We start from the raw sequence: 22,034 nt of genomic DNA, 5'->3' as shown, positions 1-22,034 counted from the left end.
ATTGCCCCCGGTCGCAGCCGCGCGGCAGGCAAGGGGCCGGGGCAGGGGCAGGGTTGGGGCCGGCGTGGGTGCGAAAAGGGGCGGCCCGAAGGCCGCCCCCTGCGCAACTCGCGCGAATTCGTGATGTTGCGTGGCCTCAGTTCGTGCAGGGAATCGGGATTTCGACCACTTCCGAGCCGCGGCGGTTGCGGATGGTGCAGACGCGATCTTCGGGTTCGGGTTCCGCCCGGGCGACGGGGGCAGGGGTATCTGCGACGGGGATGCCCAGAAGGCTGCGCTGATCGACCTCGATCGCCTCGGCCACGGTATCGTCGTAGTGCCCGACGAGGGAGAGCGACAGTTCCCCGGTCGACTGGGCCTGGGCCAGGGCGGCCACCTGCTGCGGGTTGACGGCAACGGTGACGGTGCGGGCGATGGTGGTTTCCGTGGTGTCGGAATTGGCGCTCTGGTCGATGGCGATCAGTTCGACGCCGCTTTCGATCAGCTTGGTGAAATCGCCCATCATGCCGTCGACGCGGCCGGTCCAGTAGACATCGACGCGGTCGCCCGGGCGCAGGAAGCCCGAAACGCCGGTGGCGACATCGACGGAGATTGCGAAGGCCCGCATGCCACGATCAAGACGGGAAGCGATGCCGGCCTCGACGCCCGGCTTGGTCACCTTGACTTCCATGATCGCCTCGCCCTTTTCCATGGCGCGGCGGACGTAGCGGGGGGCGGCATTGTCGTCGGGGAAGAGCGTGTCGGTGTCGGTAAAGACTCCTTCGGGCAGGGCGCCCTTGGGCCAGTTCACCGCCTTCACGTCATCGGTGTTGAGCCGTTCGCCGTAGGTCAGGGTGCGCGTGGCAACCAGGACCGGCGTCGTCTGCACCGAAGGGACGTTCTTTGCCCGCTCGGCCTGCAGGGCCGCGTTCCACTCTGCCTGGTTTTCGTTGAACAGGTAGACAGCCGTGCCCGCAAGGGCGAGGCCGACGAGCAGGACCAATCCGAAAACGAGCCGCATGGGGGTTACCTCTTGGTGTTGCCCGGCACGCCTGACGGCAGGCGGCGGGGTACTTCTGACGACGACTGCAGTCTCACCCGGGATTGTGACGAGATCAGGGAATTCCGGGGGAGTCTGGATGGTTTAAAGGGAGATTTCTGCTCCGGTCATCTGGGAGGTCGTCTGGTCGGTGATTGCCGTGCTGGCATTCTTCATCGCCATAGCGCTGAGGATGCAAAGCGCGATGACCATCGCGCAGAGCACAACCCAGTCCACCGTGACCGCGCCGCCCTCTCCCTTCAGGAAACGACGTATCGCAGGATGTGGGGATTTCCCGGGCATGCTGTCTCGCCTTCTGTTGAACTTGTAGCGGGATTGCACTGGGGGCCTTGTCCTACCCTGGGGTTCCATGGCCCGGCCGATGGGGATCGGCTGGCATGGCAAAAGGGCCGCGCCCCGGTTGGACGCGGCCCCATGCCAATTCCGTCGGAACGTCAGGCTGGATTATTGCAGGCTGGCGTCGGGGGTCTGGCCGGTCATCTCGGAGGCGATGTTGGACGCCATGCCGGTGGTGCCGTTGTTGATGGCGGTGTAAGCTGCGCCACCCAGGGCGACGACGGCTGCGGTCAGCACGACCCAGTCAACGGTCACGGCGCCGGATTCGTTCTTGCGGAAGTTCTTGAAGAAGTTGATCATTGTTTGTCCCTCCAAAGGATCACTAGGTTTCACGTGATCCGCTTCGATGTTTGGCGTGGCCCGTTGCTCTCTCTCTTGGGTCACCATCTCTGCGGCACGGGTTATTTATAGCTCTTGGATTCGGGCAGGATTTGGGCACCTTTGTAGCGAAAAAAGAGTTTGTTCATGATTGCCCGGGGGCATGGTTTATCCTGTTGGAAATAAAGGGATATAAAAAGTTCGCGGCCCGCGTTTTCCGCTTGGTGAGGGGGTTTTTGCCTGCTCGGGCGGCCCAATTCGGGCCCCCGGATGCGGCCTTTGGGGGGGTGAATCTGCCAATTCCCGGCGAAAAAGTATCGGGTATAACGATTGCCCGGCCGCAGGGGTGCGGTCGATTCCGCAGGTGGCGGGGCCAGCCTGTGCCTGCGGGGGCCCTTGCGCTGACGCTGCTGTCGCTTGCGGGCGCCCCGGCCCTCGCGGCGGATCCGCAGCCCTTCCCGGATTTCACCTTCAAGACGGTCCGCCCGCCAACCGCGGACACCCGGAAGCGCATCACGGTGCAGATCACCCCGCAGGACCAACAGGCGACGGGCGGCGGCACGGCAGCCCCCGTGACGCCGTCGGATCAGGTGGCAGGTCAGGTTGGAGCGCAGGGGACCTCTCCGGGGCGCTACGCGTGGTTCTGGGAGGCGATCTCTCCGCTGAAGGCGGACACGGGGCCGGGGCGGCTGGAGCCGGCACTGCGGGCGCTGTCCCAGGCGCCCGAGGGGCAGGAGGTTCCGGCCCCCCGCCTGGCCGACCTGATGGCGATCGCGCGGGAGGATATGGTGCCGCTGCTGATGTACAGCGCGGGCACCCAGGTCTCGCCCGCCCTGGCCCTTGCGGTCATCGCGGTGGAATCGGCCGGGCAGACAGCGGCGCAGAGCAAGGCAGGCGCCCAGGGCCTGATGCAGCTGATGCCCGCGACGGCGGCCCGCTACGGCGTCTCCGATCCCTTCGATGCGGATCAGAGCATCCGGGGCGGCATTGCCTTTCTCGATGACCTGATGGCGGCCTATGCCGGGGATCCGATCCTGGTGCTTGCGGGGTACAACGCCGGGGAAACCCAGCTGGAGCTGCACGACGGGGTGCCCGGTTTTGCCGAGACGCGGGACTACGTGCCCAAGGTCCTGGCGGCCTTCGCCGTGGCGCGGGGCCTGTGCATCACCCCGCCGGAGCTGATTTCCGACGGATGTGTCTTCCGCCTGCCGGACTGAGGCCAGGGGACCCCGGGCCGGAGGCGCCGCAGGACACATGCAAAAGGCCCGGAGCGCGCGCCCGGGCCTTTCTTCACCTGTTGGGGGCGGTGTCAGACGATGGTCGCCTCGGTCGCCGCGCGCAGCTCTTCCTCGGTCACGCCATCGGCCAGTTCGACGATCTTCAGACCGCCTTCGACCACTTCCAGCACGCCAAGGTTGGTGATGATCAGGTCGACCACGCCCGCGCCGGTCAGCGGCAGGGTGCATTCCTTCAGCACCTTGGACTGCCCGTGCTTGTTGGCATGGTCCATGACCACGATGACGCGGCCGACGCCCGCCACAAGGTCCATGGCGCCGCCCATGCCCTTGACCAGCTTGCCCGGGATCATCCAGTTCGCCAGGTCGCCCTTTTCGTCCACTTCCATGGCGCCCAGGATCGCCGCGGCGATCTTGCCGCCCCGGATCATGCCGAAGGAGGTGGCGCTGTCGAAATACGACGTGCGGGGCAGTTCGGTGATCGTCTGCTTGCCGGCGTTGATCAGGTCGGGATCCTCTTCACCCTCGTAGGGGAAGGGGCCCATGCCCAGCATGCCGTTTTCCGACTGCAGGGTGATGTCCTTGTCGCCCACGTAGTTCGCCACCAGCGTCGGGATCCCGATGCCGAGGTTCACGTACATGCCGTCTTCAAGCTCCTGCGCGGCGCGGGCCGCCATCTGATTACGATCCCAGGGCATCATGCCTCCTCCCGGCTGCGCGTGGTGACTTTCTCGATCCGCTTCTCGTGGTCGCCCTTGATGATGCGGTGCACGTAGATGCCGGGCAGGTGGATGGCGTCGGGGTCCAGTTCGCCGGGTTCGACGATCTCCTCGACCTCCATCACGCAGGTCTTGCCGCACATGGCGGCGGGCGGGTTGAAGTTGCGCGCGGTCTTGCGGAAGATCGCGTTGCCGGTGGTGTCCGCCTTCCAGGCCTTCACGATGGAAAGATCGGCGAAGATGCCTTCTTCCATGATGTAGGTTTCGCCCTTGAAGTCCTTGTGTTCCTTGCCCTCGGCGATCTGGGTGCCGACGCCGGTCTTGGTATAGAAACCGGGGATGCCGCAGCCGCCGGCGCGCATACGCTCGGCCAGGGTGCCCTGCGGGTTGAATTCCAGCTCCAGCTCTCCGCTCAGGTACTGGCGCATGAATTCCGCATTCTCCCCCACGTAGGAGGAGATCATCTTCTTCACCTGCTTGGTCTGCAGCAGGATCCCGATGCCGAAGTCGTCCACGCCCGCGTTGTTGGAGGCGAAGGTCAGATCCTTCGTGCCGGCCTGCTTGATCGCTTCCAGCAGCATCTCCGGAATACCGCAAAGGCCGAAGCCGCCCGCGGCAATCAACATGCCATCGAAGAGCAGCCCATCCAGCGCCTCCGCGGCCGAGCCATACACTTTCTTCATCGAAATCCTCCTCAGACCAGATGCCTCTGTCATGCCGCCGGGGAAGGGCCCTGTCAAACGGAAGGGGGGCTATACGGGTTTTCACTACCCCTGGCCTACCCCCGTAACTGGCCCCGTATTTGCCTCTTTGCCTGGCCAGTTGCGCGGCAAGGAGCGCGCGGCCGGCCGGGAACTGGAAACAGGAACCAGAGGCGGATACGGGGACAGGGACCAGAGGCAGCGCCTGAGGGCCGCCATGACCGGACCAGACCGGGTGATCAGATCACGCGCACGGGGGTGTTCACCGGGGTCATGCCGAAAAGCTCCTCGATCGCGGAGTTGTAGAGGCCGATGCAGCCGTCAGAGCTTTGCCGCCCGACCTTGCGGGTGTCGTAGTTGCCGTGGATCGCATAGGCGGGCCAGCTGAGGTACATGGCGTAGGCGCCCATGGGATTGTCGGGGCCGGGGGGGATGTATTCCCAGCCGAAACGTTCCTTCTGGCTGGCGGTCGGGGTCCAGTCCGGGCCTTCCTTCTTGCGCACGATGCGGGTGTAGCCGCGCCGGGTCAGTTCCTCCGTACGGGGAACGGAGGTGGGGAAGATCCGGTAGGTGCCGTCGGCCTTCCAGTAGTGCAGCGCGCGCGAGGAGATATCGCAGACGATGGCGACATCCGTCAGCTCATCGAAGTGGTCCTGCCAGCGCTGGCTGACGAAGCTGGAGGCATTGCGGCGCGTCGCGGGCAGAGGTTCGGCGGGGACATAGCCGTTCGCCGTCGGGGCCGAAACCTCCTGCGCATGGGCGGTGGCGGGGATCAGCGTCGCCGCCGCGCCAGTCGTCAGAAGGCGGCGCCGGGTCAGTCGAGGTGTCATGATTGGCTCCTTGCTGTGCAGATTGACTGCAACCTGCAGTGCCCGGGGCCATGGGGCCAATCACTTGCGGTTTACCGCAGGTGATCGGCCGCCATCTGAGCGGTGTGCCGCGCGCCCGGCGCGATCAGTCAGAGGTCTCTTCGTCAGAGGAGGCCTTGGCCGTGGTCTTCTTTGCGGCGGTCTGCTTTGCGGCGGGCTTTTTCGCGGTGGTCGTCTTCGCCGCGGTTTTCTTGGCCGGTGCCTTTTTCGCCGCTGCCTTCTTGGCGGAAGCCTTCTTCTTGGCGATCTTCTTGCCCGACTTGGCGGCGCGTTCGGCGATCAGTTCCACCGCGCGTTCCATCGTCAGGCTGTCGGGATCATCCGCATCGGCCAGGGTCGCGTTGATCTTTTCCCACTTCACGTAGGGGCCATAGCGCCCTTCCATCAGCTGCACGGGGCCGCCGACCTCGGGATGTTCGCCCAGCTCCTTCAGCACCTTGGCGGTGTTGCGCCCCTTGCGGGCCGCGACCTTCTCGGCCAGCAGCTGCACCGCGCGGTTCATGCCCACGGTCCAGACCTCGTCCAGGCTTTCCAGGTTGGCGTTGGTGCCGCCCCGGTCAGAGGTGCTTTCGGCGTGCTTCAGGTAGGGCCCGTAGCGCCCGATATTGGCCCAGACGTTCACCCCGTCCTCGGGATGCGGGCCGATGAGGCGCGGCAGGGACAGCAGCTTCACCGCCTCTTCCAGGGTCAGATCCTCGGGCGCCCATTCCTTCGGCACCGACTGGCGCGGCGGCTTCTTGTTGTCTTCCGTCACCTCGCCTCGCTGGCAGTAGGGGCCGAAGCGGCCCTTCATGACGTAGATCTTGTCGCCGTCGTCTTCGCCCAGCAGCTTGCCTTCGGGCGGGATCGCGCTGGCCTCTGCCTCGGGGTTGGGCGGGCCGAAGGGGCGGGTATAGCGGCATTCGGGATATTCGGAGCAGCCGATGAAGGCGCCGCCGGAGCGCGCGGTGCGCATCGACAGGCGACCCTTGCCGCAGTTGGGGCAAAGCCGCGGGTCCGAGCCGTCCTCGGTCGGGGGGAAGAGATGCGGTTCCAGCACCTCGTTGATCTTGTCGAGCACGTCGGTGATGCGCAGCTCGGAGGTTTCGGAGATGGCCGCCGAGAAGTCGCGCCAGAAACGCGCCAGCACGTCCTTGTAATCGCGATCCCCCGCCGAGACGTCATCGAGCTCTTCCTCGAGGTCGGCGGTGAAATCGTATTCGACGTATTTCTTGAAGTAGTTGGACAGGAAGGCGATCACCAGACGCCCCTTGTCTTCGGGAATCAGGCGGTTCTTGTCCTTCACCACGTAGCCGCGATCCTGGATCGTCGTCACGATGGAGGCATAGGTGGACGGGCGGCCGATGCCCAGTTCTTCCATGCGCTTGACCAGCGTGGCTTCGGTGTAGCGGGGCGGCGGCTGGGTGAAGTGCTGTTCGGGCGTGATGCCCTTCTTCTCGGCCGTTTCGCCCTGGTGGATCTGCGGCAGACGCTTGTCGTCGTCATCCACGACATCGTCGCGGCCCTCTTCGTAGACCCGCATGAAACCATCGAAAAGCACCACCTGGCCGGTGGCGCGCAGCACGACCTGGCGGTCTTCGGAGCCCACGTCCACGGTGGTCCGTTCCATCCGGGCGCCTTCCATCTGGCAGGCCAGCGTCCGCTTCCAGATCAGATCGTAGAGCTTGCGTTGATCGGGTTCCGACAGGCGCAGGCTTTCGGCATCCGCGGTCATGTCGGTGGGGCGGATACATTCGTGGGCTTCCTGGGCGTTCTTCGCCTTGTTCTTGTAAACCCTTGGGGACGCAGGGACGTATTCCTTGCCGAAGCGGTCGCCGATGGCGTCGCGGCAGGCGGTCACGGCCTCGGGCGCCATGTCGATGCCGTCGGTCCGCATGTAGGTGATGTGGCCGGCCTCGTAAAGGCGCTGCGCCGCGTTCATGGTCTGCCGGGCGCCCATGCCGAACTTCCGGCTGGCTTCCTGTTGCAGGGTCGAGGTCATGAAGGGCGGGGACGGGTTGCGGGAGGCAGGCTTGGCCTCCACCGACTGGACCGTCAGCGCGCGGGAGGTGATGGCCTGCACGGCCATTTCGGCCTGCGTCTGGTTCTCGATCGAGAACTTGTCGAGCTTGTCACCGGCCAGAACCGTCAGCCGGGCCTCGTATTCCTGGCCGCGCGGGGTCTGCAGGATCGCCTTCACCGACCAGTATTCACGGGCCTTGAAGGCCTCGATCTCCATCTCCCGCTCGACGATGAGGCGCAGGCAGACCGATTGCACGCGGCCGGCGGACTTGGCGCCGGGCAGCTTGCGCCACAGGACGGGGGAAAGGTTGAAGCCCACCAGGTAGTCCAGCGCGCGGCGGGCGAGGTAGGCATGCACCAGGTCTTCATCCACCTGGCGGGGGTTCTTCATCGCCTCGGTCACCGCGGACTTGGTGATGGCGTTGAAGACCACGCGGCTGACGGGCGTGTCCTTCTTCAGGGCCTTGCGGTTGCGCAGGGCCTCTTCCAGGTGCCAGGAAATCGCTTCGCCTTCGCGATCGGGGTCGGTCGCGAGGATCAGGGCGTTGTCGTCCTTCAGGGCGTCCGCGATGGCCTTCACATGCTTCTTGCTGTCGCTGGCCACCTCCCACTTCATGTCGAATTCATGCTCGGGATCGACCGAACCATCCTTCGGCGGCAGGTCGCGAACGTGCCCGTAGGAGGCGAGAACGGTGTAGTCGGAACCCAAATACTTGTTGATTGTCTTGGCCTTGGCCGGGGACTCGACAACGACGACGGGCATGTGGGTTCCTTTCGCTGGGCGGCTCGACTCGGAAATCGCGCCTTGGCGGCGGAACATGTGGGCTGCATGGGGGCAATGTCAATGGAGGCGTTCCAGACCTTGGCCAAACTCCAGCCGGGCGCGGGGCCCGTCTGTGCTGCATTGCGGCATCGGTGATCAGCGCGCGCGGCGGATCATGCCGCCCGGGCGGCGTTCGATCCGGCCGTCGAGTTCGAGGTCGGTCAACGCCGGGCTGACCTGCCGCGAGGGCGCCTTGAGATCGCGCAGCAGATCCTCTTCGGCGACGGGGTTGCCGCCGAGCCGGTCCAGGATCCGCCGGTGCAACCGCGCGGCGGTGCGCAGGGGATTGGGCGGCGGCGTGGGCGCGGGCGCCGGAGGCTCCGCCAGTTCGGTGATTTTCGGCGGGATTTCAGTGGGTTCCCCAAGGGCTTCGAGGATGTCGCGGGCGTTGCGGACCAGCGGCGCACCATCGCGCAGCAACATGTTGCACCCCGCCGAGCGCGGGTCGAGAGGATGGCCGGGCACCGCCAGGACGTCGCGCCCCTGGTCGAGCGCGTGGCGGGCGGTGATCAGCGTGCCGGACTTGGCTTCTGCCTCTACGATGACGACGGCGCGGGAGAGGCCGGAGACGAGCCTGTTGCGCAGCGGAAAGTGCCGGGCGAGGGGTGCAAGCCCCGGCGGCTGTTCCGACAGGAGCAGGCCTTCGGCGCGGATCTGATCATGCAAGCCTCTGTTTTCATTGGGGTAAGCAACATCCGCACCGCCCGGCATGACGGCAATCGTGCCATGGGGCAGGGCCGACTGATGGGCGGCCGCGTCAATTCCGCGCGCCAGGCCGGAGACCACGACACGCCCCGTGCGCCCCAGATCCGAAGCCAGGGTGCGCGCCATGCGCAGGCCGAGGGAGGAGGCCTCCCGCGAGCCGACGAGCGCGATGCAGGGGCGCGAAAGCAGGTCGGCCCGGCCCAGCAGCCAGAGCAGCGGCGGCGGATCGGGCAGATCCTTCAGGGCCGCGGGATAGTCGGGGTCGCGGGCCGTCACCAGCCGTGCGCCCGCAGCGTCGCCGCGTGCAAGTTCCTGTTCTGCAAGGTGTTTCGGGAAGGCTTCGTAGGATCGGACGCCGGAAGACCGGGCCAGTTCCGGCAGGGCGGCAAGGGCCGCGGCGGCGCTGCCGTGTTCATCCATGAGGCGCCAGAAGGTGCCGGGGCCGACGCGGCGAGAGCGCAAGAGACGAAGCCACGACAGACGCTCATCTTCCGTGGTGGGTGGGAGTGGGGGGTGAGTGGAAGACTTCTTGTCCACGACCATCGTGACTCCGCCTGCTTGCAGAATCGTGTTTAGCGGACGGCTGGTTAATTAAGCGTGAAGGGTGGAACGGTGGTCTGGTTAACGCTGCCTGCGAATTCAGCGTTCGGTACGTCGGTATCACGTCGGTATTTCATCGGTATTGCGACGGTGCGGCAGAGTTAACGGATCGGCCGTTGCAGGAACGGGAGATTCGCCGCGGCCCCCTACGGCGGCAGGGACCGGCCCGCAGCAGGGCGCTTTCCATTCGGGCGGGCAGGGTGCAGGTTGGCCCCGCCGGACCGACGGCAGGATAGAGCGGGAGCAGGGGATGACCGATCACGGGAGCGCATTTGCCGGGGAGACCTTTCCGGAGTTCATCATGGGGCTTCCGGCGCTGGACGTGCCTTTCGCCGAAGACGTGGTGCAGACCCGGGCGGTGCAGTCGCCCGAGGGGCTGGTGGTGTTCTTCACCTTCCTGAAGGACATGGAGCTTCCGCCCCATGCCCATGGCCCGCAGTGGGGCACTGTGGTGGCCGGGCAGATCACCTTTACCATCGGCGGGGAAACGCGGGTCTGCGGCCCGGGCGACACCTACGACATCGGCGAGGGCGTGATGCACGGCGCGCAGATCAAGGCGGGCACCCGGGTGATCGACGTCTTTGCCGAGGCGGACCGCTATGCGCTGAAGTCGAGCGTCTGAGGCGGGCGGATGAGGCCCGGCGTCTGAGTGAGGGCGCAAGGGTTGCAGTCCCCGCTGGCGGAGGGCAGGACGGGGCGACGGCCCCGGAACGGGGATCAGGCAGCATCGCGGAGGCCCCATGGCAGAGCGCAGTTTCATCCGACACGTCGTCTTCTTCAGCGCGAAGTCGCCCGAGGAGCGGCAGGCGGTGCTGGAGGGGCTTTCGATCCTGAAGCGGAACCCCCACGCCAGCCTGCTGGAGGTGGTGGAGAACCGCCGCGTCGACAGCTGGTCGGGGGAGGTGGATTTCGTCGTCTACGGAGAGTTCGAGAGCGCCGAGGCCCTGGCCGCCTACAAGGCGCATCCGCTCTACCAGCAGTCGATCGACCTGGTGAAGCCGCGCCGGGAGATGCGCATCGCCGCCGATTTCTGAAACGGCTGGAATAATGGGGCCAGCCTAGGGAATGGGGCCGGCCCAAGGAAGTCGGTGCAACGAAAAAGGCGCGTGCCGGGGGCGCGCGCCTTTGTTGTTTGAGGGGATGGCCAGAAACAGGTGACCTGAAACAGGTACCCCGGATCAGGTCGCCGAGCCGCCCACGGTCAGCCCGCCGATCAGCACGGTCGGCTGGCCCACGCCCACGGGCACCCACTGGCCCGCCTTGCCGCAGTTGCCCATGCCCGGATCCAGCGCCAGGTCATTGCCGAGCGCCTTGATCTGCTTCATCGCCGCCGGGCCGGAGCCGATCAGCGTGGCGCCCTTCACCGGCGCGACGCGCTGGCCGTTCTTCACCAGGTAGGCCTCGGTGCAGTTGAAGACGAACTGGCCGTTGGTGATGTCGACCTGGCCGCCGGAGAAGCCGACGGCGTGGATGCCGTCCTTCATCTCGCCCACGACCTCTTCGGGGGTGGCCTCACCGCCCAGCATGTAGGTGTTGGTCATGCGCGGCATCGGCGCGTGGGCATAGCTTTCGCGCCGCCCGTTGCCGGTGGGTTCGACCCCCATCAGGCGGGCGTTCTGGCGGTCCTGCATGTAGCCCACAAGGATGCCGTCCTCGATCAGGACGTTCTTGCCCGAGGGCGTGCCCTCGTCATCCACGGTGAGGGAGCCGCGCCGGTCGGGGATGGTGCCGTCATCCAGCACGGTCACCCCGCGCGCCGCGACCTGTTCGCCGATCCGGCCGGAGAAGGCCGAGGCGCCCTTGCGGTTGAAATCGCCTTCGAGGCCATGGCCCACGGCCTCGTGCAGCATGACGCCGCACCAGCCGGAGCCTAGGACAACGTCCATCTGGCCGGCGGGGGCGGGGATGGCTTCGAGGTTCACCAGCGCGATGCGCAGCGCCTCGCGGACCTTGGCCTGCCAGTCTTCCTTCGCGATCAGCCCGTCCAGGGCGATGCGGCCACCGCCGCCGGCGGTGCCTGTCTGGCGCTGGCCCTTGTCCTCCACGATGACGGAGACGTTGACGCGGGTCATCGGCCGGATGTCGGAGACCATGTGCCCTTCGGGACGCAGGATGAAGACCTCCTGGCAGGAGGCGGCGATGGTGGCGGAGACCTGGACGACGCGGGGGTCGAGGTCGCGGGCGAAGGCGTCGATCTCCCGCAGGGTGTCGACCTTCACCGGGAAGGAATGGCCCGCGATCGGGTCGAGGTCGGCGTAGAGGTGGCGGTTGGTGGCCCGCGGCGGGGGCGCCATGGTGCCCCCGCCATCGCCCACGGCCAGCCGCGCGGTGGACACGGCCCGTTTGAGCGCATGTTCGGAAATCTCGGTCGCATGGGCATAGCCCGCCACCTCTCCGCGCACGGCGCGCAGGCCGAAGCCTTCGGAGGCGTCATAGGCGGCGTTGCGGATGCGGCCATCGTCGAACTGCAGCATCTCGGACCGGCGACGCTCCAGGTAGAGCTCCCCGTCATCGGCGCCGGCCACGGCTTCGCGCAGGAGGGCGAGGGCGCGGTCTTCGTCCAGCAGGGTCTCGAACGGGCGGAAGGGGCTTTCCGGGGCGGTTGCGGTCATGAGCGGGCCTTTCAGCGAATGGGGCGGGACGGGCTGCGCCGGGGGCGGCAGGGCGCCGGGGCGTTGCACCTGCGACATGTTTTCTTGATCTGGATCAAAAAAGTGTCCCTTTGCCGCAGCTGCGATTATTGTCGTGAAGGCAAGAATATGATTTCTGGTTGAGACAAACAATGGGAGCGCCGTGGACATCGGGCGTTCCTGCCCGGTTGGGAGGCCGGGTGGGGAGGAGGCCGACGATCACGTGCGATTAGCCGCACTCGTGGAGGAACCGATGCGACTGATGAGAATTCTGCCGGGCCCGATGACGGGTCCTGGGACAGCCGGTCTTGCGACCGTCGCCGCCATCCTGGGTGCGGCCCTGCCTGCCACCGCGCAGGAGCTTGAGACGATCGGCAAGCCGCAGGCGGGGGGCACCGGCTTCCAGTTCGCGGCGACGGAGCTGGCGCGGGATCTGCAGTGGCTGGAAGGCATGCTGATGTGGATCATCGTGCCCATCGTGATCCTGGTGGTGGCGCTGCTGCTGACCGTGATCTTCCGGTTCAACCGCAAGTCCAACCCGACCCCGGCGACCTTCACCCACAACTCGCCGCTGGAAATCGTCTGGACCATCGTGCCGATCCTGATCCTGATGTTCATCGGCGCCTTCAGCCTGCCGACGCTGTTCAAGCAGCAGGTCATCCCCGAGGGCGACATTCACATCAAGGTGACCGGCTACCAGTGGTACTGGGGCTACGAATACGCCGATGCCGAGGGGCTGGAGTACGAGGGCTTCCTTCTGCCGCGGGAGGAGCTGGCCTCCTATGGCTACAACGACGACGAATACCTGCTGGCCACCGATACCGCCGTCATCGTGCCGGTGGGCAAGACCGTGGTCATGACCGTGACCGGCGCCGACGTGATCCACAGCTGGACCGTGCCCGCCTTCGGGGTGAAGCAGGACGCCGTGCCGGGCCGTTTCGCGCAGCTCTGGTTCAAGCCTGAAAAAGAAGGTATCTACTTCGGCCAGTGTTCGGAATTGTGCGGCAAGGATCACGCCTACATGCCCATCACGGTGAAGGTCGTCAGCCAGGAAACCTACGACGCCTGGATCGCCGCCAGCGAAGAGGCCGGCGGATTCGTTCCGCTGGGTGAGCTTTCGGCGGTCTGAGGCCGCGCGCCGGGGAGCGGGCCGGGGATATGTCCCCGGCGGCGCCTGAGGCGGGCCCGAGACAGGCCTGAACGGGCTAGGGACGCGCCCTCGGCAGGGTCCGAAAAGGGCCCGGGCTGACGGGCCGGATCATGGGCCAGATCATGGGCCGGATCACGGGCTGAAGCCGGTCTGCCGGAGGGCGGAAACGGCGAAGGGGCTGGACGCGGGCCGCAGGGCGCTGCAGAAGGCGCCGCGAGACAGCAAGGGACCGGGGCCGGGAGAGCCCCGCCCCGACGGGAGGATCAGGGAGGATGGGATCGCGCCCGCGCGAGCCCGCGACCAAGACACCTGACCCCCGCGGGGGCCCTGCGAAAGAAAGAGACGAATGACCGACGCCAGCATCAATACGCAAGTCAACGAGGGAGACGCACAGTTCGGCGATTACGTCGCGCTGCTGAAACCGCGCGTCATGTCCCTCGTCGTCTTCACCGCCCTTGTCGGGCTGGTGGCGGCCCCGGTGCCCGTGCACCCGATCGTCGCCTTCTGTGCGATCCTGTTCATCGCCGTGGGCGGCGGCGCCTCCGGCGCGCTGAACATGTGGTACGACAGCGATATCGACGCGGTGATGAAGCGCACCAAGGGGCGCCCGATCCCCTCTGGCCGGGTCGGCCGGGACGAGGCGCTGGCGCTGGGCCTGGCGCTGGCGGGCTTCAGCTGCGTCATGCTGGCGCTGGCGGCCAACATCTTCTCCGGCCTGTTCCTGGCCTTCACGATTTTCTTCTACGCCGTGGTCTACACCATGTGGCTGAAGCGTTCGACGCCGCAGAACATCGTCATCGGCGGCGCGGCGGGCGCCTTCCCCCCGATGATCGGCTGGGCCGTGGCCACCGGCGGCGTCAGCGTCGAATCGGTGCTGATGTTCCTGCTGGTCTTCATGTGGACGCCGCCGCACTTCTGGGCGCTGGCGCTGTTCATGCGCAACGACTACGACGACGCGGGCGTGCCGATGCTGACCGTGACACATGGTCGCCCGGCCACGCGCCGTCACATCCTGGTCTATACCGCCCTGCTGGCCGCCGTGGCCATCGGCACCGCCTTCACCTCCATCGGGGGGCCGATCTACCTGGCCGTGGCCGTGGTGCTGAACGTGTTGTTCTTCATCGGCGCGGTGCGCATCTGGCGCCGGGACGAGGTCATGTCGGAGGCCGACAACTTCAAGGTCGAACGCAGCTTCTTCAAGCTGTCGCTGATCTACACCTTCCTGCATTTCGCCGCGATCATGGCGGAAGCCCTGCTGAAGCCCTACGGGCTGGGAGGCTGGTAAGGCATGAGCCGCAGGCCCGCCCACAGTCCCGCATCCTCCGCGCCCGCATCCTCCGCGCAGGTGCCGTCGCAGGACGCGGCGCCCGCGCGCCGGTCGCTGGCGCATGAGCACGAGGTGCATCGGCGCAAGCGCGGGCTGAACATGGGGCTGGGCCTTGTGCTGGGCGCCTTCGTGGTGCTGGTCTTTGCCCTGACCTTTGCCAAGGTCACGCAGCAGAACATGCAGTTCCCCGAGGATCTGCCGGGCAGCGATGCCCCACCCGTGGCGACGGGGGGCTGAGATGGACCCGAAGACGAGAACCGTTCTGCAGACCTGCGGCGTGATCGTCACCATGGGCGCGCTGGCCTGGGCCGCGGTGCCCGCCTACAACTATTTCTGTGCCGTCACCGGCTTCGGCGGCGTGACGCAGGAGGCCGAGGCGGGATCGGACCTGATCCTGGACCGGACCATCAAGATCCGCTTCGATGCCTCCACCGACCGCGACATGCCCTGGCAGTTCAAGCCGGAACAGCGCGAGGTGGAGCTGCGCATCGGGGAGACCGGGCTGGCCTTCTACCGCGCGACCAATCCCACGGACCGCCCGATCGCCGGCCAGGCGAGCTACAACGTCGCCCCCTACGAGGCGGGCGGCTATTTCACCAAGATCGACTGCTTCTGCTTCACCGAACAGGTGCTTGCCCCCGGGGAGAGCGTCGACATGCCGGTGACCTTCTATGTCGATCCGGCCATCGTCGAGGACCGGGACGCGAAATACATTCACACGATCACGCTGGGGTATACCTTCTACGAGATCGACCTGCCCGAGGGCGACGCGGCGGAGGACCAGGCCGCGTTGCAGGTGCAGGACAACAGGGACGTGAACTGAGGACCCGGCCGGGTCCCGAAAGATGGCTGCGCCACGGAGGAGAGAGATGGCACACGCGAAGAACCACGACTACCACATCCTGCAACCCTCGGTGTATCCGTTCATCGCGGCGGCGGGGACCTTCGTGATGCTCTTCGGGGCGGTGAAATGGATGCACGGCGCGGGGCCCTGGCTGTTCCTGGCGGGCTTTCTGGCCATCATTTACTGCATGTTCGGCTGGTGGCGCGATACGGTGCTGGAAAACAAGGCCGGGGATCACACCCCGGTGGTGCGGATCGGCCTGCGCTACGGCTTCATCCTGTTCATCATGTCCGAGGTGATGTTCTTCGCCGCCTGGTTCTGGAGCTTCTTCAAGCATGCGCTCTATCCCATGGGGCCCGAAAGCCCGGCGGTCGACGGCGTCTGGCCGCCCGCGGGGATCGAGACCTTCGACCCCTGGCACCTGCCGCTGATCAACACGCTGATCCTGCTGTGCTCGGGTGCGGCGGCGACCTGGGCGCACCATGCGCTGGTGCATGAGAACAACCGCAAGGACCTGAAGGCGGGTCTGCTGATCGCCATTGCGCTGGGGGTGCTGTTCACCGCGTTCCAGGCCTATGAGTACAGCCACGCCGCCTTCGGCTTCGGCGGCAATATCTACGGCGCGAACTTCTTCATGGCGACGGGCTTCCACGGGATGCACGTGATCATCGGCACGATCTTCCTGGCGGTCTGCCTGATCCGGGCCAACGTGGGCGATTTCACCCCGGAAAACCACGTCGGCTTCGAGGCGGCGGCCTGGTACTGGCACTTCGTCGACGTGGTCTGGCTGTTCCTCTTTGCCTCGATCTACATCTGGGGCGGCTGAACGTCAGCCCCGGGGGGCATCGCCCGGATGGCGGGGCGCCTTGGGCCGTGTGGCGGTGGCGGGGTGAACCCCGCCCTACGGGGCACGGTGGATCGGGACGGATGGCGAGGGCGGCAGGCCTGGCACCACATCCGTCGGGCGGGGTTCACCCCGCCACGCGAGACGGACAGGCAAGCAGGGATCAGGCGCCACATCCGTAGGGCGGGGTTCACCCCGCCGTGCGGGACAGGACAGGCAAGACACCACTGGGCGCGGGGTTCCGCGCCCTTGTTCGTGCAAGGAGGCAAGGCATGCGGGGCAAGTTGATCGGGGCGCTGGTGATCGGCATCGCCGGGGTGGCGATCCTGCTGGCGCTGGGCAGCTGGCAGCTGCGCCGCCTGCACTGGAAGGAAGGCGTGCTGGCCCAGATCGAGACGCGCATCGCCGCCGCCCCGGTGGCCCTGCCGGAAAACCCCGATCCGACCCGCGACCGCTACCTGTCGGTGCGCCTGATGGGCCGCTTCACCGGCACGCCGGTGCGGGTGCAATCGGCGATGGAGGGGCAGGGTGCGGGCTATCGCATCGAACAGGCCTTCGTCACCGGCGCCCGGCGCGTCATCGTCGAACGCGGTTTCCTGCCCCAGCGGATCTACCGCGCCGATGCGCTGCCCGCCGCGCCCAAGGGCCTGGTGGAGATCACCGGCAACCTGGCCTGGCCCGAGGAGGTCGACAGTTTCACCCCCGCGCCCGACATGGCGCAGGGCCTGTTCTATGCCCGCGACCTGCCCGCGCTGGCCGCCGAACTGGGCACCGAACCCCTGCTGATCGTGCGGCGGCCCGATGGGTGGCAGGATCTGGCGCCGGATCTGGGGCAGGATGCCGGCACGGGCATGGGCGCGCGCACGGGGATGGGCACGGGGATGGGCACGGGGGATCCCGCGGCTGAACCGGCGAAGGAGGAAACGGGCCCCGCGACCGGTGCGCCCGCCGGGTCCGGTGAGGATGCCGCCCTGCTGCCGCTGCCCGTCAGCACCGCCGGAATCCCCAACGATCACCTGGAATATGCCATCACCTGGTTCTCAATGGCCGCGGTATGGCTGGTCATGTCCGCCTATCTGATTTATCGCATGCGGAAACAGGACGAAGGCGAGACGACGTGATCTACGTATCGACCCGGGGCACCGCCCCAGAGCTGAGCTTTGAAGAGGCCATGCTGACCGGCCTGGCCCGCGACGGCGGCCTTTACGTGCCGTCTGAGATTCCGACCCTGTCGGAAGAGGAAATTCGCGCGCTGCACGGCCTTTCCTACGAAGAGACGGCCTTCCGCATCATGTGGCCCTTCCTGGGTGGCACCTTCACCGAAGACGAGTTCCGCGGCTGCATCGCCCGCGCCTACGAGGGCTTCGGCCATGCCGCCCGCGCGCCGCTGGTGCAGCTGGAGCCGGGGCATTTCCTGCTGGAGCTGTTCCACGGCCCCACCCTGGCCTTCAAGGATTTCGCGATGCAGCTGATCGGTCAGCTGTTCCAGACGGCGCTGGCCAAGAACGGCCGCCGCATCACCATCGTCGGCGCGACCTCGGGCGATACCGGCAGCGCCGCGATCGAGGCCTTCCGGGGGCTCGACAACGTGGATGTCTTCATCCTCTACCCGCATGGCCGCGTGTCGGAAGTGCAGCGCCGCCAGATGACGACGCCCGCCGACAGCAACGTGCATGCGCTGGCCGTGGATGGCGATTTCGACGGCTGCCAGGCCCGCGTGAAGGACATGTTCAACGACTTCGCCTTCCGCGATGAAGTGGGGCTGGCGGGCGTGAACTCGATCAACTGGGCGCGGGTGCTGGCGCAGGTGGTCTATTACTTCACCTCCGCCGTCAGCCTGGGCGCGCCCGACCGCAAGGTCAGCTTCACCGTGCCCACGGGCAACTTCGGCGATATCTTCGCGGGCTACGTGGCCAAGAAGATGGGCCTGCCCATCGACAAGCTGGTGGTCGCGACCAACCAGAACGACATCCTGCACCGCTGCCTGAGCACGGGCGCCTATACGCCCGATGGCGTCGTGCCCTCGATCAGCCCGTCGATGGACATCCAGGTGTCCTCGAACTTCGAACGGGTGCTTTTCGATGCCCTGGGCCGGGATGGCGCCGCCGTCAGCCAGCTGATGGAGGAGCTGAAGGCCGGTGGTTTCAGCGTGCCGCAGGGCGCGCTGCAGGCGCTGCAGGAGCAGTTCGCCTCGGGCCGCTGTTCCGAGGAAGAGACCCTGGCGACGATCAGGGACATGAAGGCGCTGACCGGCGAGCTTCTGTGCCCGCACAGCGCCGTGGCGGTGAAGGTCGCGCGCGAGATGCGCGATCCGGCCACCCCGATGGTGAGCCTTGCCACCGCCCATCCGGCCAAGTTCCCCGACGCGGTGGAACAGGCCAGCCATATCCGACCGGGCCTGCCCGAGCGCATGGCCGATCTTTTCGAGCGCGACGAGCGCGTGACACGCATTGCGGATGACCTTGACGCCATCGAGGCGCTGATCCGCGAAAGGAGGGCGCATTGAGCGTCGAACTGACCACCCTCGGCAACGGCTTCCGGGTCGTTACCGAGAACATGCCGGGGCTGCAGTCGGCCTCTATCGGGATCTGGGTCAGCGCCGGGGGGCGGCATGAACGCCCCGAACAGAACGGCATCGCCCATTTCCTGGAACACATGGCCTTCAAGGGGACGACCAAGCGCAGCGCGCTGGACATCGCCGAGGTGATCGAGGACGTGGGCGGCTACATCAACGCCTATACCTCTCGCGAGGTGACGGCCTATTACGCCCGGGTCCTGCAGGCCGATGTGCCGCTGGCGATGGAGGTGATCGCCGACATCCTGCGCCGCTCCGTCTACGACCCGAAGGAGATCGAGCTGGAACGCGGCGTGATCCTGTCGGAGATCGGCCAGGCGCTGGACACCCCCGATGACGTGATCTTCGACTGGCTGCAGGAGCAGGCCTATCCGGAGCAGCCGCTGGGCCGCACCATCCTGGGCCCGGCCGAGCGCGTCCGCGCCTTCACCCGAGAGGACCTGTCGGGTTTCGTGTCTGAGCATTACGGACCGGGGCAGATGATCCTCTCCGCCGCCGGTGCCGTCGACCACGGTGAGATCGTGAAGGCGGCAGAGGCGCTCTTTGGCGACATGGTGGCCCGGGGGCAGCCCTCGCTGGTGCCCGCGCGCTTCGTCGGCGGAGAGATCCGCCGGGTGAAGGAGCTGGAGCAGGCCCATGTGACCTTCGGCTTCGAGGGGCCGGATTACCGGTCCGAGGATGCCTATGCGGCGCAGATCTATGCCGGGGCGCTTGGCGGGGGCATGTCTTCGCGCCTGTTCCAGGAACTGCGGGAGAAGCGGGGCCTGTGCTACACGGTCTTCAGCCAGGCGGGCGCCTATTCCGACAGCGGGATGATGACGATCTACGCCGGGACCTCTGCCGACAAGGTGGGGGATCTGACCGGGCTGATCCTGGACGAGATGGCGCGCGCGGCCGAGGGGCTGACCGTGGCGGAGACGGACAGGGCGCGGGCGCAGATGAAGGCCGGGCTGCTGATGGGGCTGGAAGGCGCCAGCAACCGGGCCGAACGGCTGGCGCGGATGATCGACATCTGGGGCCGGGTGCCGGCGCTGGAAGAGATGGTGGAGAAGATCGACGGTGTCACCGCCGCCGACCTGCGCCGCCACGCAGAGGACATGGCAGCCCGCGCGCCGATGGCGCTGGCGCTTTACGGACCCGTCGGGGGGGCGCCGGCCTTCGAAGGCCTGCAGGCGCGCCGCGCCGCCTGATGCTGAGGACCAGGCGGAAGGTCCGGATCGACACCGAGCGCATGATCCTGCGCCCGCCGGTTCACGCGGATTTCAACGCCTGGACCGCGCTCAGGGACGAGAGCCGCGGCTTTCTCGTCCCCTGGGAGCCGGCCTGGTCCGCCGATCACCTGACGCGCCGCAGTTTCACCAACCGGGTCTACTGGGTTCAGCGGTCGATCACCGGCGGCACCGCCCTGCCGCTGTTCCTGGAACGGCGGGAGGACGGCGCGCTGCTGGGGGCGATCACGCTGGACAACATCCGCCGGGGGCCGTCGCTGTCGGGCACGCTGGGCTACTGGATCGGCGAACGCTTCCAGCGGCGCGGCTACATGCGCGAGGCGATCCAGGGCGTGGTGCACCATGCCTTCCACCGCATGGACCTGAGCCGGATCGAGGCCGCCTGCCTGCCCGAGAACACCCCCTCGCGCCAGCTCTTGGAAAGCTGCGGCTTCAAGTACGAGGGCGTGGCGCAAAGCTACCTTCAGATCAACGGCCGCTGGCGGACCCATGTGCTTTACGCCTCCCTGCGGATGGACCGGCGCGGCAAGACCGAGGCCGGGTAGGCGGGGGCGGTCCGGGGTAGGGACGGTGCGGGGTTGGGACGGCGGGCTTTGCCCGCCCTACGGGGATGGTGAGACGGCTTTGTCTCCGGCCCGATGCTGGGGGCGACAATAAGGGGAAGAGGGGGGCTTTGCCCGCCCGAGGCCGGAGGCGTCAATGAGAAGAAGAGGGGGGCTTTGCCCCCCGCCTCCTTCGGAGACTCCCCCCAGGATATTTTTGGCCAAAAAATGGGAGGGGCGGGGCGCGCGGCGGCTTCGGTTTGGCGGGAATTTGGGCCGTTGGGTGGCAGATGGGGCAGGTCGGTGCGCTTCGGGAGGGTTTCACGCGGGCGTGAGGGCGGGGCGCGGGGGGACCCGTGATAGGCTGGGGCAGGAGGAACTGCCGATGATGCCTGTCAGACTGTCCCGCCGCCACGCTTCGCACCCGGGAGATGAGCCCCCTGTCTGCCGTTTCGGGCAGGCGTTTGCCCCGGGGGATGGCCGAGGGAATGGCCTGGGGGATGGCCGGTTGCCGGCGCGGCTGGTCGCGTGGGTGGTGCCGGCGGTATTGCCCCTGCTGCTTCCGGTCTTGCTTGCGACGCCCGCGCCGGTCGCGGCGCAGGTGCCGGTCAGCCATTGCATCGCCATTGCCCGGGACACGCCGGGGGTGGGCTATGTCCAGCTGGCCAGCTTCCGCGATCCGCTGCCCGATTACACCGTGCGGATCAGCTACCTGACCCATTCGGCCTTCCTGATCCAGTCGCCCGGCGGCGTGGGCGCCGTCACCGACTACCCCGGCTGGATCGGCAGCGCCGACTACATCCCCGACGTGGTCACCATGAACCACGCCCATTCCAGCCATTTCACCGCCTTCCCCGACCCGGAGATCCCCCATGTGCTGCGGGGCTGGTCTGAGACCTTCGGCATGCCCGCCGATCACGCGCTGGAGGTGGGGGACATGCTGATCCGCAATGTCTCCACCGACATCCGGTCGCGCGGCACGGTGGAGGAGAACGGCAATTCGATCTTCATCTTCGAGGTCGCGGGCCTGTGCATCGGCCACCTTGGCCACCTGCACCACGAACCCAACGACCAGCAATATGCCGCGATCGGCCGGATGGACGTGGTCATGGTGCCGGTGGACGGGGGCATGACGCTGGACCTGGAGAGCATGAGCCGGGTGGTGGAGCGGATGAAGAGCTCCGTCGTGCTGCCGATGCACTGGTTTTCCGGGGCGAGCCTGGAGCTGTTCCTGAACCGGGTGCAGGGCAGTTTCGCCATCGAGGTACGGGAGGAAAGCAGCCTGGAGCTGTCGCTGAGGGACCTGCCGGAGCGGCCCACGGTGGTGGTTCTGCGCCCCCGGCCGCTGAGCGATCCGGCGCAGTGACGGGGCGGGTCTTCGGACCCTCACGGGGGCCGTTTGGCGCCGGCGGTGCCTGACCGGGGCTGCGTTGATTGCGCTAACGCCCGTTTGATGGGCGTGTCCGGAAAAGTCCATCATGCGGACGGTCCGTTGTGAAATTTACCTCTGGGTAAGTAAGCTGCGACAATTGACGCGGGGGCGGGGT

At 67.0% G+C, this 22,034-nt stretch carries 22 protein-coding genes; 13 read left to right on the top strand and 9 right to left on the bottom strand.

What is annotated here, in order from left to right:
• Nucleotides 1-136 precede the first annotated feature (136 nt).
• The 3 genes from cpaB to AC2IR1_RS17630 form a co-directional block, all read right to left on the bottom strand.
• Entirely contained in the window at nucleotides 137-1,000 is an 864-nt protein-coding gene (gene cpaB, locus AC2IR1_RS17640) for a Flp pilus assembly protein CpaB (protein WP_486473277.1), read from the bottom strand.
• 123 nt (nucleotides 1,001-1,123) lie between these two features.
• Nucleotides 1,124-1,321 carry a hypothetical protein gene (locus tag AC2IR1_RS17635; RefSeq protein WP_486473276.1) on the bottom strand — a complete coding sequence of 66 codons (198 nt, stop codon included), beginning with the start codon at nucleotides 1,319-1,321 and terminating at the stop codon, nucleotides 1,124-1,126.
• 162 nt (nucleotides 1,322-1,483) lie between these two features.
• Nucleotides 1,484-1,675, bottom strand: a complete 192-nt coding sequence (locus AC2IR1_RS17630) for a Flp family type IVb pilin (RefSeq protein WP_486473275.1) — start codon at nucleotides 1,673-1,675, stop codon at nucleotides 1,484-1,486.
• A 398-nt stretch (nucleotides 1,676-2,073) separates the two neighbouring features.
• Here AC2IR1_RS17630 and AC2IR1_RS17625 point away from each other — a divergent pair, with 398 nt between their 5' ends.
• Nucleotides 2,074-2,910 carry a lytic transglycosylase domain-containing protein gene (locus tag AC2IR1_RS17625; protein WP_486473274.1) on the top strand — a complete coding sequence of 279 codons (837 nt, stop codon included), beginning with the start codon at nucleotides 2,074-2,076 and terminating at the stop codon, nucleotides 2,908-2,910.
• Between the two features lie 92 nt (nucleotides 2,911-3,002).
• On the opposite strand, the gene AC2IR1_RS17620 is transcribed toward AC2IR1_RS17625, so the two are convergent.
• The 5 genes from AC2IR1_RS17620 to dprA all read right to left on the bottom strand — a co-directional run bounded on the left by AC2IR1_RS17620 (nucleotide 3,003) and on the right by dprA (nucleotide 9,289).
• On the bottom strand, nucleotides 3,003-3,626 hold the full coding sequence (locus AC2IR1_RS17620; RefSeq protein ID WP_486473273.1) for a CoA transferase subunit B: 624 nt from the start codon (nucleotides 3,624-3,626) through the stop codon (nucleotides 3,003-3,005).
• Nucleotides 3,626-4,330 (bottom strand): CoA transferase subunit A, encoded by a 705-nt coding sequence (locus AC2IR1_RS17615; protein ID WP_486473272.1) that lies wholly within the window; start codon nucleotides 4,328-4,330, stop codon nucleotides 3,626-3,628. Before AC2IR1_RS17615 ends, AC2IR1_RS17620 begins: the two co-directional genes overlap by 1 nt.
• Before the next feature lie 257 nt (nucleotides 4,331-4,587).
• Entirely contained in the window at nucleotides 4,588-5,178 is a 591-nt protein-coding gene (locus AC2IR1_RS17610) for a L,D-transpeptidase (protein ID WP_486473271.1), read from the bottom strand.
• A 124-nt stretch (nucleotides 5,179-5,302) separates the two neighbouring features.
• A complete protein-coding gene (gene topA / locus AC2IR1_RS17605; protein ID WP_486473270.1) occupies nucleotides 5,303-7,981 on the bottom strand; it encodes a type I DNA topoisomerase in 2,679 nt (892 codons plus the stop codon).
• A gap of 156 nt (nucleotides 7,982-8,137) precedes the next feature.
• The gene (gene dprA, locus AC2IR1_RS17600; protein WP_486473269.1) at nucleotides 8,138-9,289 is read right to left on the bottom strand and encodes a DNA-processing protein DprA; all 1,152 of its coding nucleotides are present in this window, start codon (nucleotides 9,287-9,289) and stop codon (nucleotides 8,138-8,140) included.
• 307 nt (nucleotides 9,290-9,596) lie between these two features.
• On the opposite strand from dprA, the gene AC2IR1_RS17595 reads away from it, so the two are divergent.
• Nucleotides 9,597-9,968, top strand: coding sequence for a cupin domain-containing protein (locus AC2IR1_RS17595; protein ID WP_486473268.1), 372 nt, complete (start codon nucleotides 9,597-9,599; stop codon nucleotides 9,966-9,968).
• A gap of 118 nt (nucleotides 9,969-10,086) precedes the next feature.
• Nucleotides 10,087-10,380 (top strand): Dabb family protein, encoded by a 294-nt coding sequence (locus AC2IR1_RS17590; RefSeq protein WP_486473267.1) that lies wholly within the window; start codon nucleotides 10,087-10,089, stop codon nucleotides 10,378-10,380.
• Between the two features lie 144 nt (nucleotides 10,381-10,524).
• On the opposite strand, the gene tldD is transcribed toward AC2IR1_RS17590, so the two are convergent.
• On the bottom strand, nucleotides 10,525-11,958 hold the full coding sequence (tldD, locus tag AC2IR1_RS17585; protein ID WP_486473266.1) for a metalloprotease TldD: 1,434 nt from the start codon (nucleotides 11,956-11,958) through the stop codon (nucleotides 10,525-10,527).
• A 301-nt stretch (nucleotides 11,959-12,259) separates the two neighbouring features.
• Here tldD and coxB point away from each other — a divergent pair, with 301 nt between their 5' ends.
• The 10 genes from coxB to AC2IR1_RS17535 all read left to right on the top strand — a co-directional run bounded on the left by coxB (nucleotide 12,260) and on the right by AC2IR1_RS17535 (nucleotide 21,853).
• On the top strand, nucleotides 12,260-13,105 hold the full coding sequence (coxB, locus tag AC2IR1_RS17580) for a cytochrome c oxidase subunit II (RefSeq protein WP_486476434.1): 846 nt from the start codon (nucleotides 12,260-12,262) through the stop codon (nucleotides 13,103-13,105).
• A 367-nt stretch (nucleotides 13,106-13,472) separates the two neighbouring features.
• On the top strand, nucleotides 13,473-14,411 hold the full coding sequence (cyoE, locus tag AC2IR1_RS17575) for a heme o synthase (RefSeq protein WP_486473265.1): 939 nt from the start codon (nucleotides 13,473-13,475) through the stop codon (nucleotides 14,409-14,411).
• A 3-nt stretch (nucleotides 14,412-14,414) separates the two neighbouring features.
• Nucleotides 14,415-14,690, top strand: a complete 276-nt coding sequence (locus AC2IR1_RS17570) for a hypothetical protein (RefSeq protein ID WP_486473264.1) — start codon at nucleotides 14,415-14,417, stop codon at nucleotides 14,688-14,690.
• 1 nt (nucleotide 14,691) lies between these two features.
• The gene (locus tag AC2IR1_RS17565) at nucleotides 14,692-15,276 is read left to right on the top strand and encodes a cytochrome c oxidase assembly protein (RefSeq protein ID WP_486473263.1); all 585 of its coding nucleotides are present in this window, start codon (nucleotides 14,692-14,694) and stop codon (nucleotides 15,274-15,276) included.
• A gap of 46 nt (nucleotides 15,277-15,322) precedes the next feature.
• On the top strand, nucleotides 15,323-16,123 hold the full coding sequence (locus tag AC2IR1_RS17560; protein WP_486473262.1) for a cytochrome c oxidase subunit 3: 801 nt from the start codon (nucleotides 15,323-15,325) through the stop codon (nucleotides 16,121-16,123).
• 290 nt (nucleotides 16,124-16,413) lie between these two features.
• Complete coding sequence (locus tag AC2IR1_RS17555; protein ID WP_486473261.1) at nucleotides 16,414-17,262, top strand: SURF1 family protein; 849 nt, start codon at nucleotides 16,414-16,416, stop codon at nucleotides 17,260-17,262.
• The gene (thrC, locus tag AC2IR1_RS17550; RefSeq protein WP_486473260.1) at nucleotides 17,259-18,647 is read left to right on the top strand and encodes a threonine synthase; all 1,389 of its coding nucleotides are present in this window, start codon (nucleotides 17,259-17,261) and stop codon (nucleotides 18,645-18,647) included. The genes AC2IR1_RS17555 and thrC overlap by 4 nt, the downstream gene beginning before the upstream one ends.
• On the top strand, nucleotides 18,644-19,906 hold the full coding sequence (locus AC2IR1_RS17545; protein ID WP_486473259.1) for a M16 family metallopeptidase: 1,263 nt from the start codon (nucleotides 18,644-18,646) through the stop codon (nucleotides 19,904-19,906). Before thrC ends, AC2IR1_RS17545 begins: the two co-directional genes overlap by 4 nt.
• Entirely contained in the window at nucleotides 19,906-20,490 is a 585-nt protein-coding gene (locus tag AC2IR1_RS17540; RefSeq protein WP_486473258.1) for a GNAT family N-acetyltransferase, read from the top strand. Before AC2IR1_RS17545 ends, AC2IR1_RS17540 begins: the two co-directional genes overlap by 1 nt.
• Before the next feature lie 544 nt (nucleotides 20,491-21,034).
• A complete protein-coding gene (locus AC2IR1_RS17535) occupies nucleotides 21,035-21,853 on the top strand; it encodes an MBL fold metallo-hydrolase (protein WP_486473257.1) in 819 nt (272 codons plus the stop codon).
• Nucleotides 21,854-22,034 lie beyond the last annotated feature (181 nt).

The organism is Pseudooceanicola sp. NS-SX8 (assembly GCF_057380755.1).
This window is presented reverse-complemented; position numbering and strand designations above follow the sequence as displayed.

What these genes read in the sequence shown, in the direction of transcription:
- AC2IR1_RS17635 (WP_486473276.1), bottom strand. Translation starts at nt 1,321, where the DNA reads ATGCCCGGGAAATCCCCACATCCTGCGATACGTCGTTTCCTGAAGGGA.
- AC2IR1_RS17555 (WP_486473261.1), top strand. Translation starts at nt 16,414, where the DNA reads ATGCGGGGCAAGTTGATCGGGGCGCTGGTGATCGGCATCGCCGGGGTG.
- AC2IR1_RS17615 (WP_486473272.1), bottom strand. Translation starts at nt 4,330, where the DNA reads ATGAAGAAAGTGTATGGCTCGGCCGCGGAGGCGCTGGATGGGCTGCTC.
- AC2IR1_RS17610 (WP_486473271.1), bottom strand. Translation starts at nt 5,178, where the DNA reads ATGACACCTCGACTGACCCGGCGCCGCCTTCTGACGACTGGCGCGGCG.
- AC2IR1_RS17540 (WP_486473258.1), top strand. Translation starts at nt 19,906, where the DNA reads ATGCTGAGGACCAGGCGGAAGGTCCGGATCGACACCGAGCGCATGATC.
- cyoE (WP_486473265.1), top strand. Translation starts at nt 13,473, where the DNA reads ATGACCGACGCCAGCATCAATACGCAAGTCAACGAGGGAGACGCACAG.
- tldD (WP_486473266.1), bottom strand. Translation starts at nt 11,958, where the DNA reads ATGACCGCAACCGCCCCGGAAAGCCCCTTCCGCCCGTTCGAGACCCTG.
- AC2IR1_RS17570 (WP_486473264.1), top strand. Translation starts at nt 14,415, where the DNA reads ATGAGCCGCAGGCCCGCCCACAGTCCCGCATCCTCCGCGCCCGCATCC.
- topA (WP_486473270.1), bottom strand. Translation starts at nt 7,981, where the DNA reads ATGCCCGTCGTCGTTGTCGAGTCCCCGGCCAAGGCCAAGACAATCAAC.
- dprA (WP_486473269.1), bottom strand. Translation starts at nt 9,289, where the DNA reads ATGGTCGTGGACAAGAAGTCTTCCACTCACCCCCCACTCCCACCCACC.
- AC2IR1_RS17595 (WP_486473268.1), top strand. Translation starts at nt 9,597, where the DNA reads ATGACCGATCACGGGAGCGCATTTGCCGGGGAGACCTTTCCGGAGTTC.
- AC2IR1_RS17560 (WP_486473262.1), top strand. Translation starts at nt 15,323, where the DNA reads ATGGCACACGCGAAGAACCACGACTACCACATCCTGCAACCCTCGGTG.
- AC2IR1_RS17630 (WP_486473275.1), bottom strand. Translation starts at nt 1,675, where the DNA reads ATGATCAACTTCTTCAAGAACTTCCGCAAGAACGAATCCGGCGCCGTG.
- coxB (WP_486476434.1), top strand. Translation starts at nt 12,260, where the DNA reads ATGACGGGTCCTGGGACAGCCGGTCTTGCGACCGTCGCCGCCATCCTG.
- AC2IR1_RS17620 (WP_486473273.1), bottom strand. Translation starts at nt 3,626, where the DNA reads ATGCCCTGGGATCGTAATCAGATGGCGGCCCGCGCCGCGCAGGAGCTT.
- AC2IR1_RS17565 (WP_486473263.1), top strand. Translation starts at nt 14,692, where the DNA reads ATGGACCCGAAGACGAGAACCGTTCTGCAGACCTGCGGCGTGATCGTC.
- cpaB (WP_486473277.1), bottom strand. Translation starts at nt 1,000, where the DNA reads ATGCGGCTCGTTTTCGGATTGGTCCTGCTCGTCGGCCTCGCCCTTGCG.
- AC2IR1_RS17590 (WP_486473267.1), top strand. Translation starts at nt 10,087, where the DNA reads ATGGCAGAGCGCAGTTTCATCCGACACGTCGTCTTCTTCAGCGCGAAG.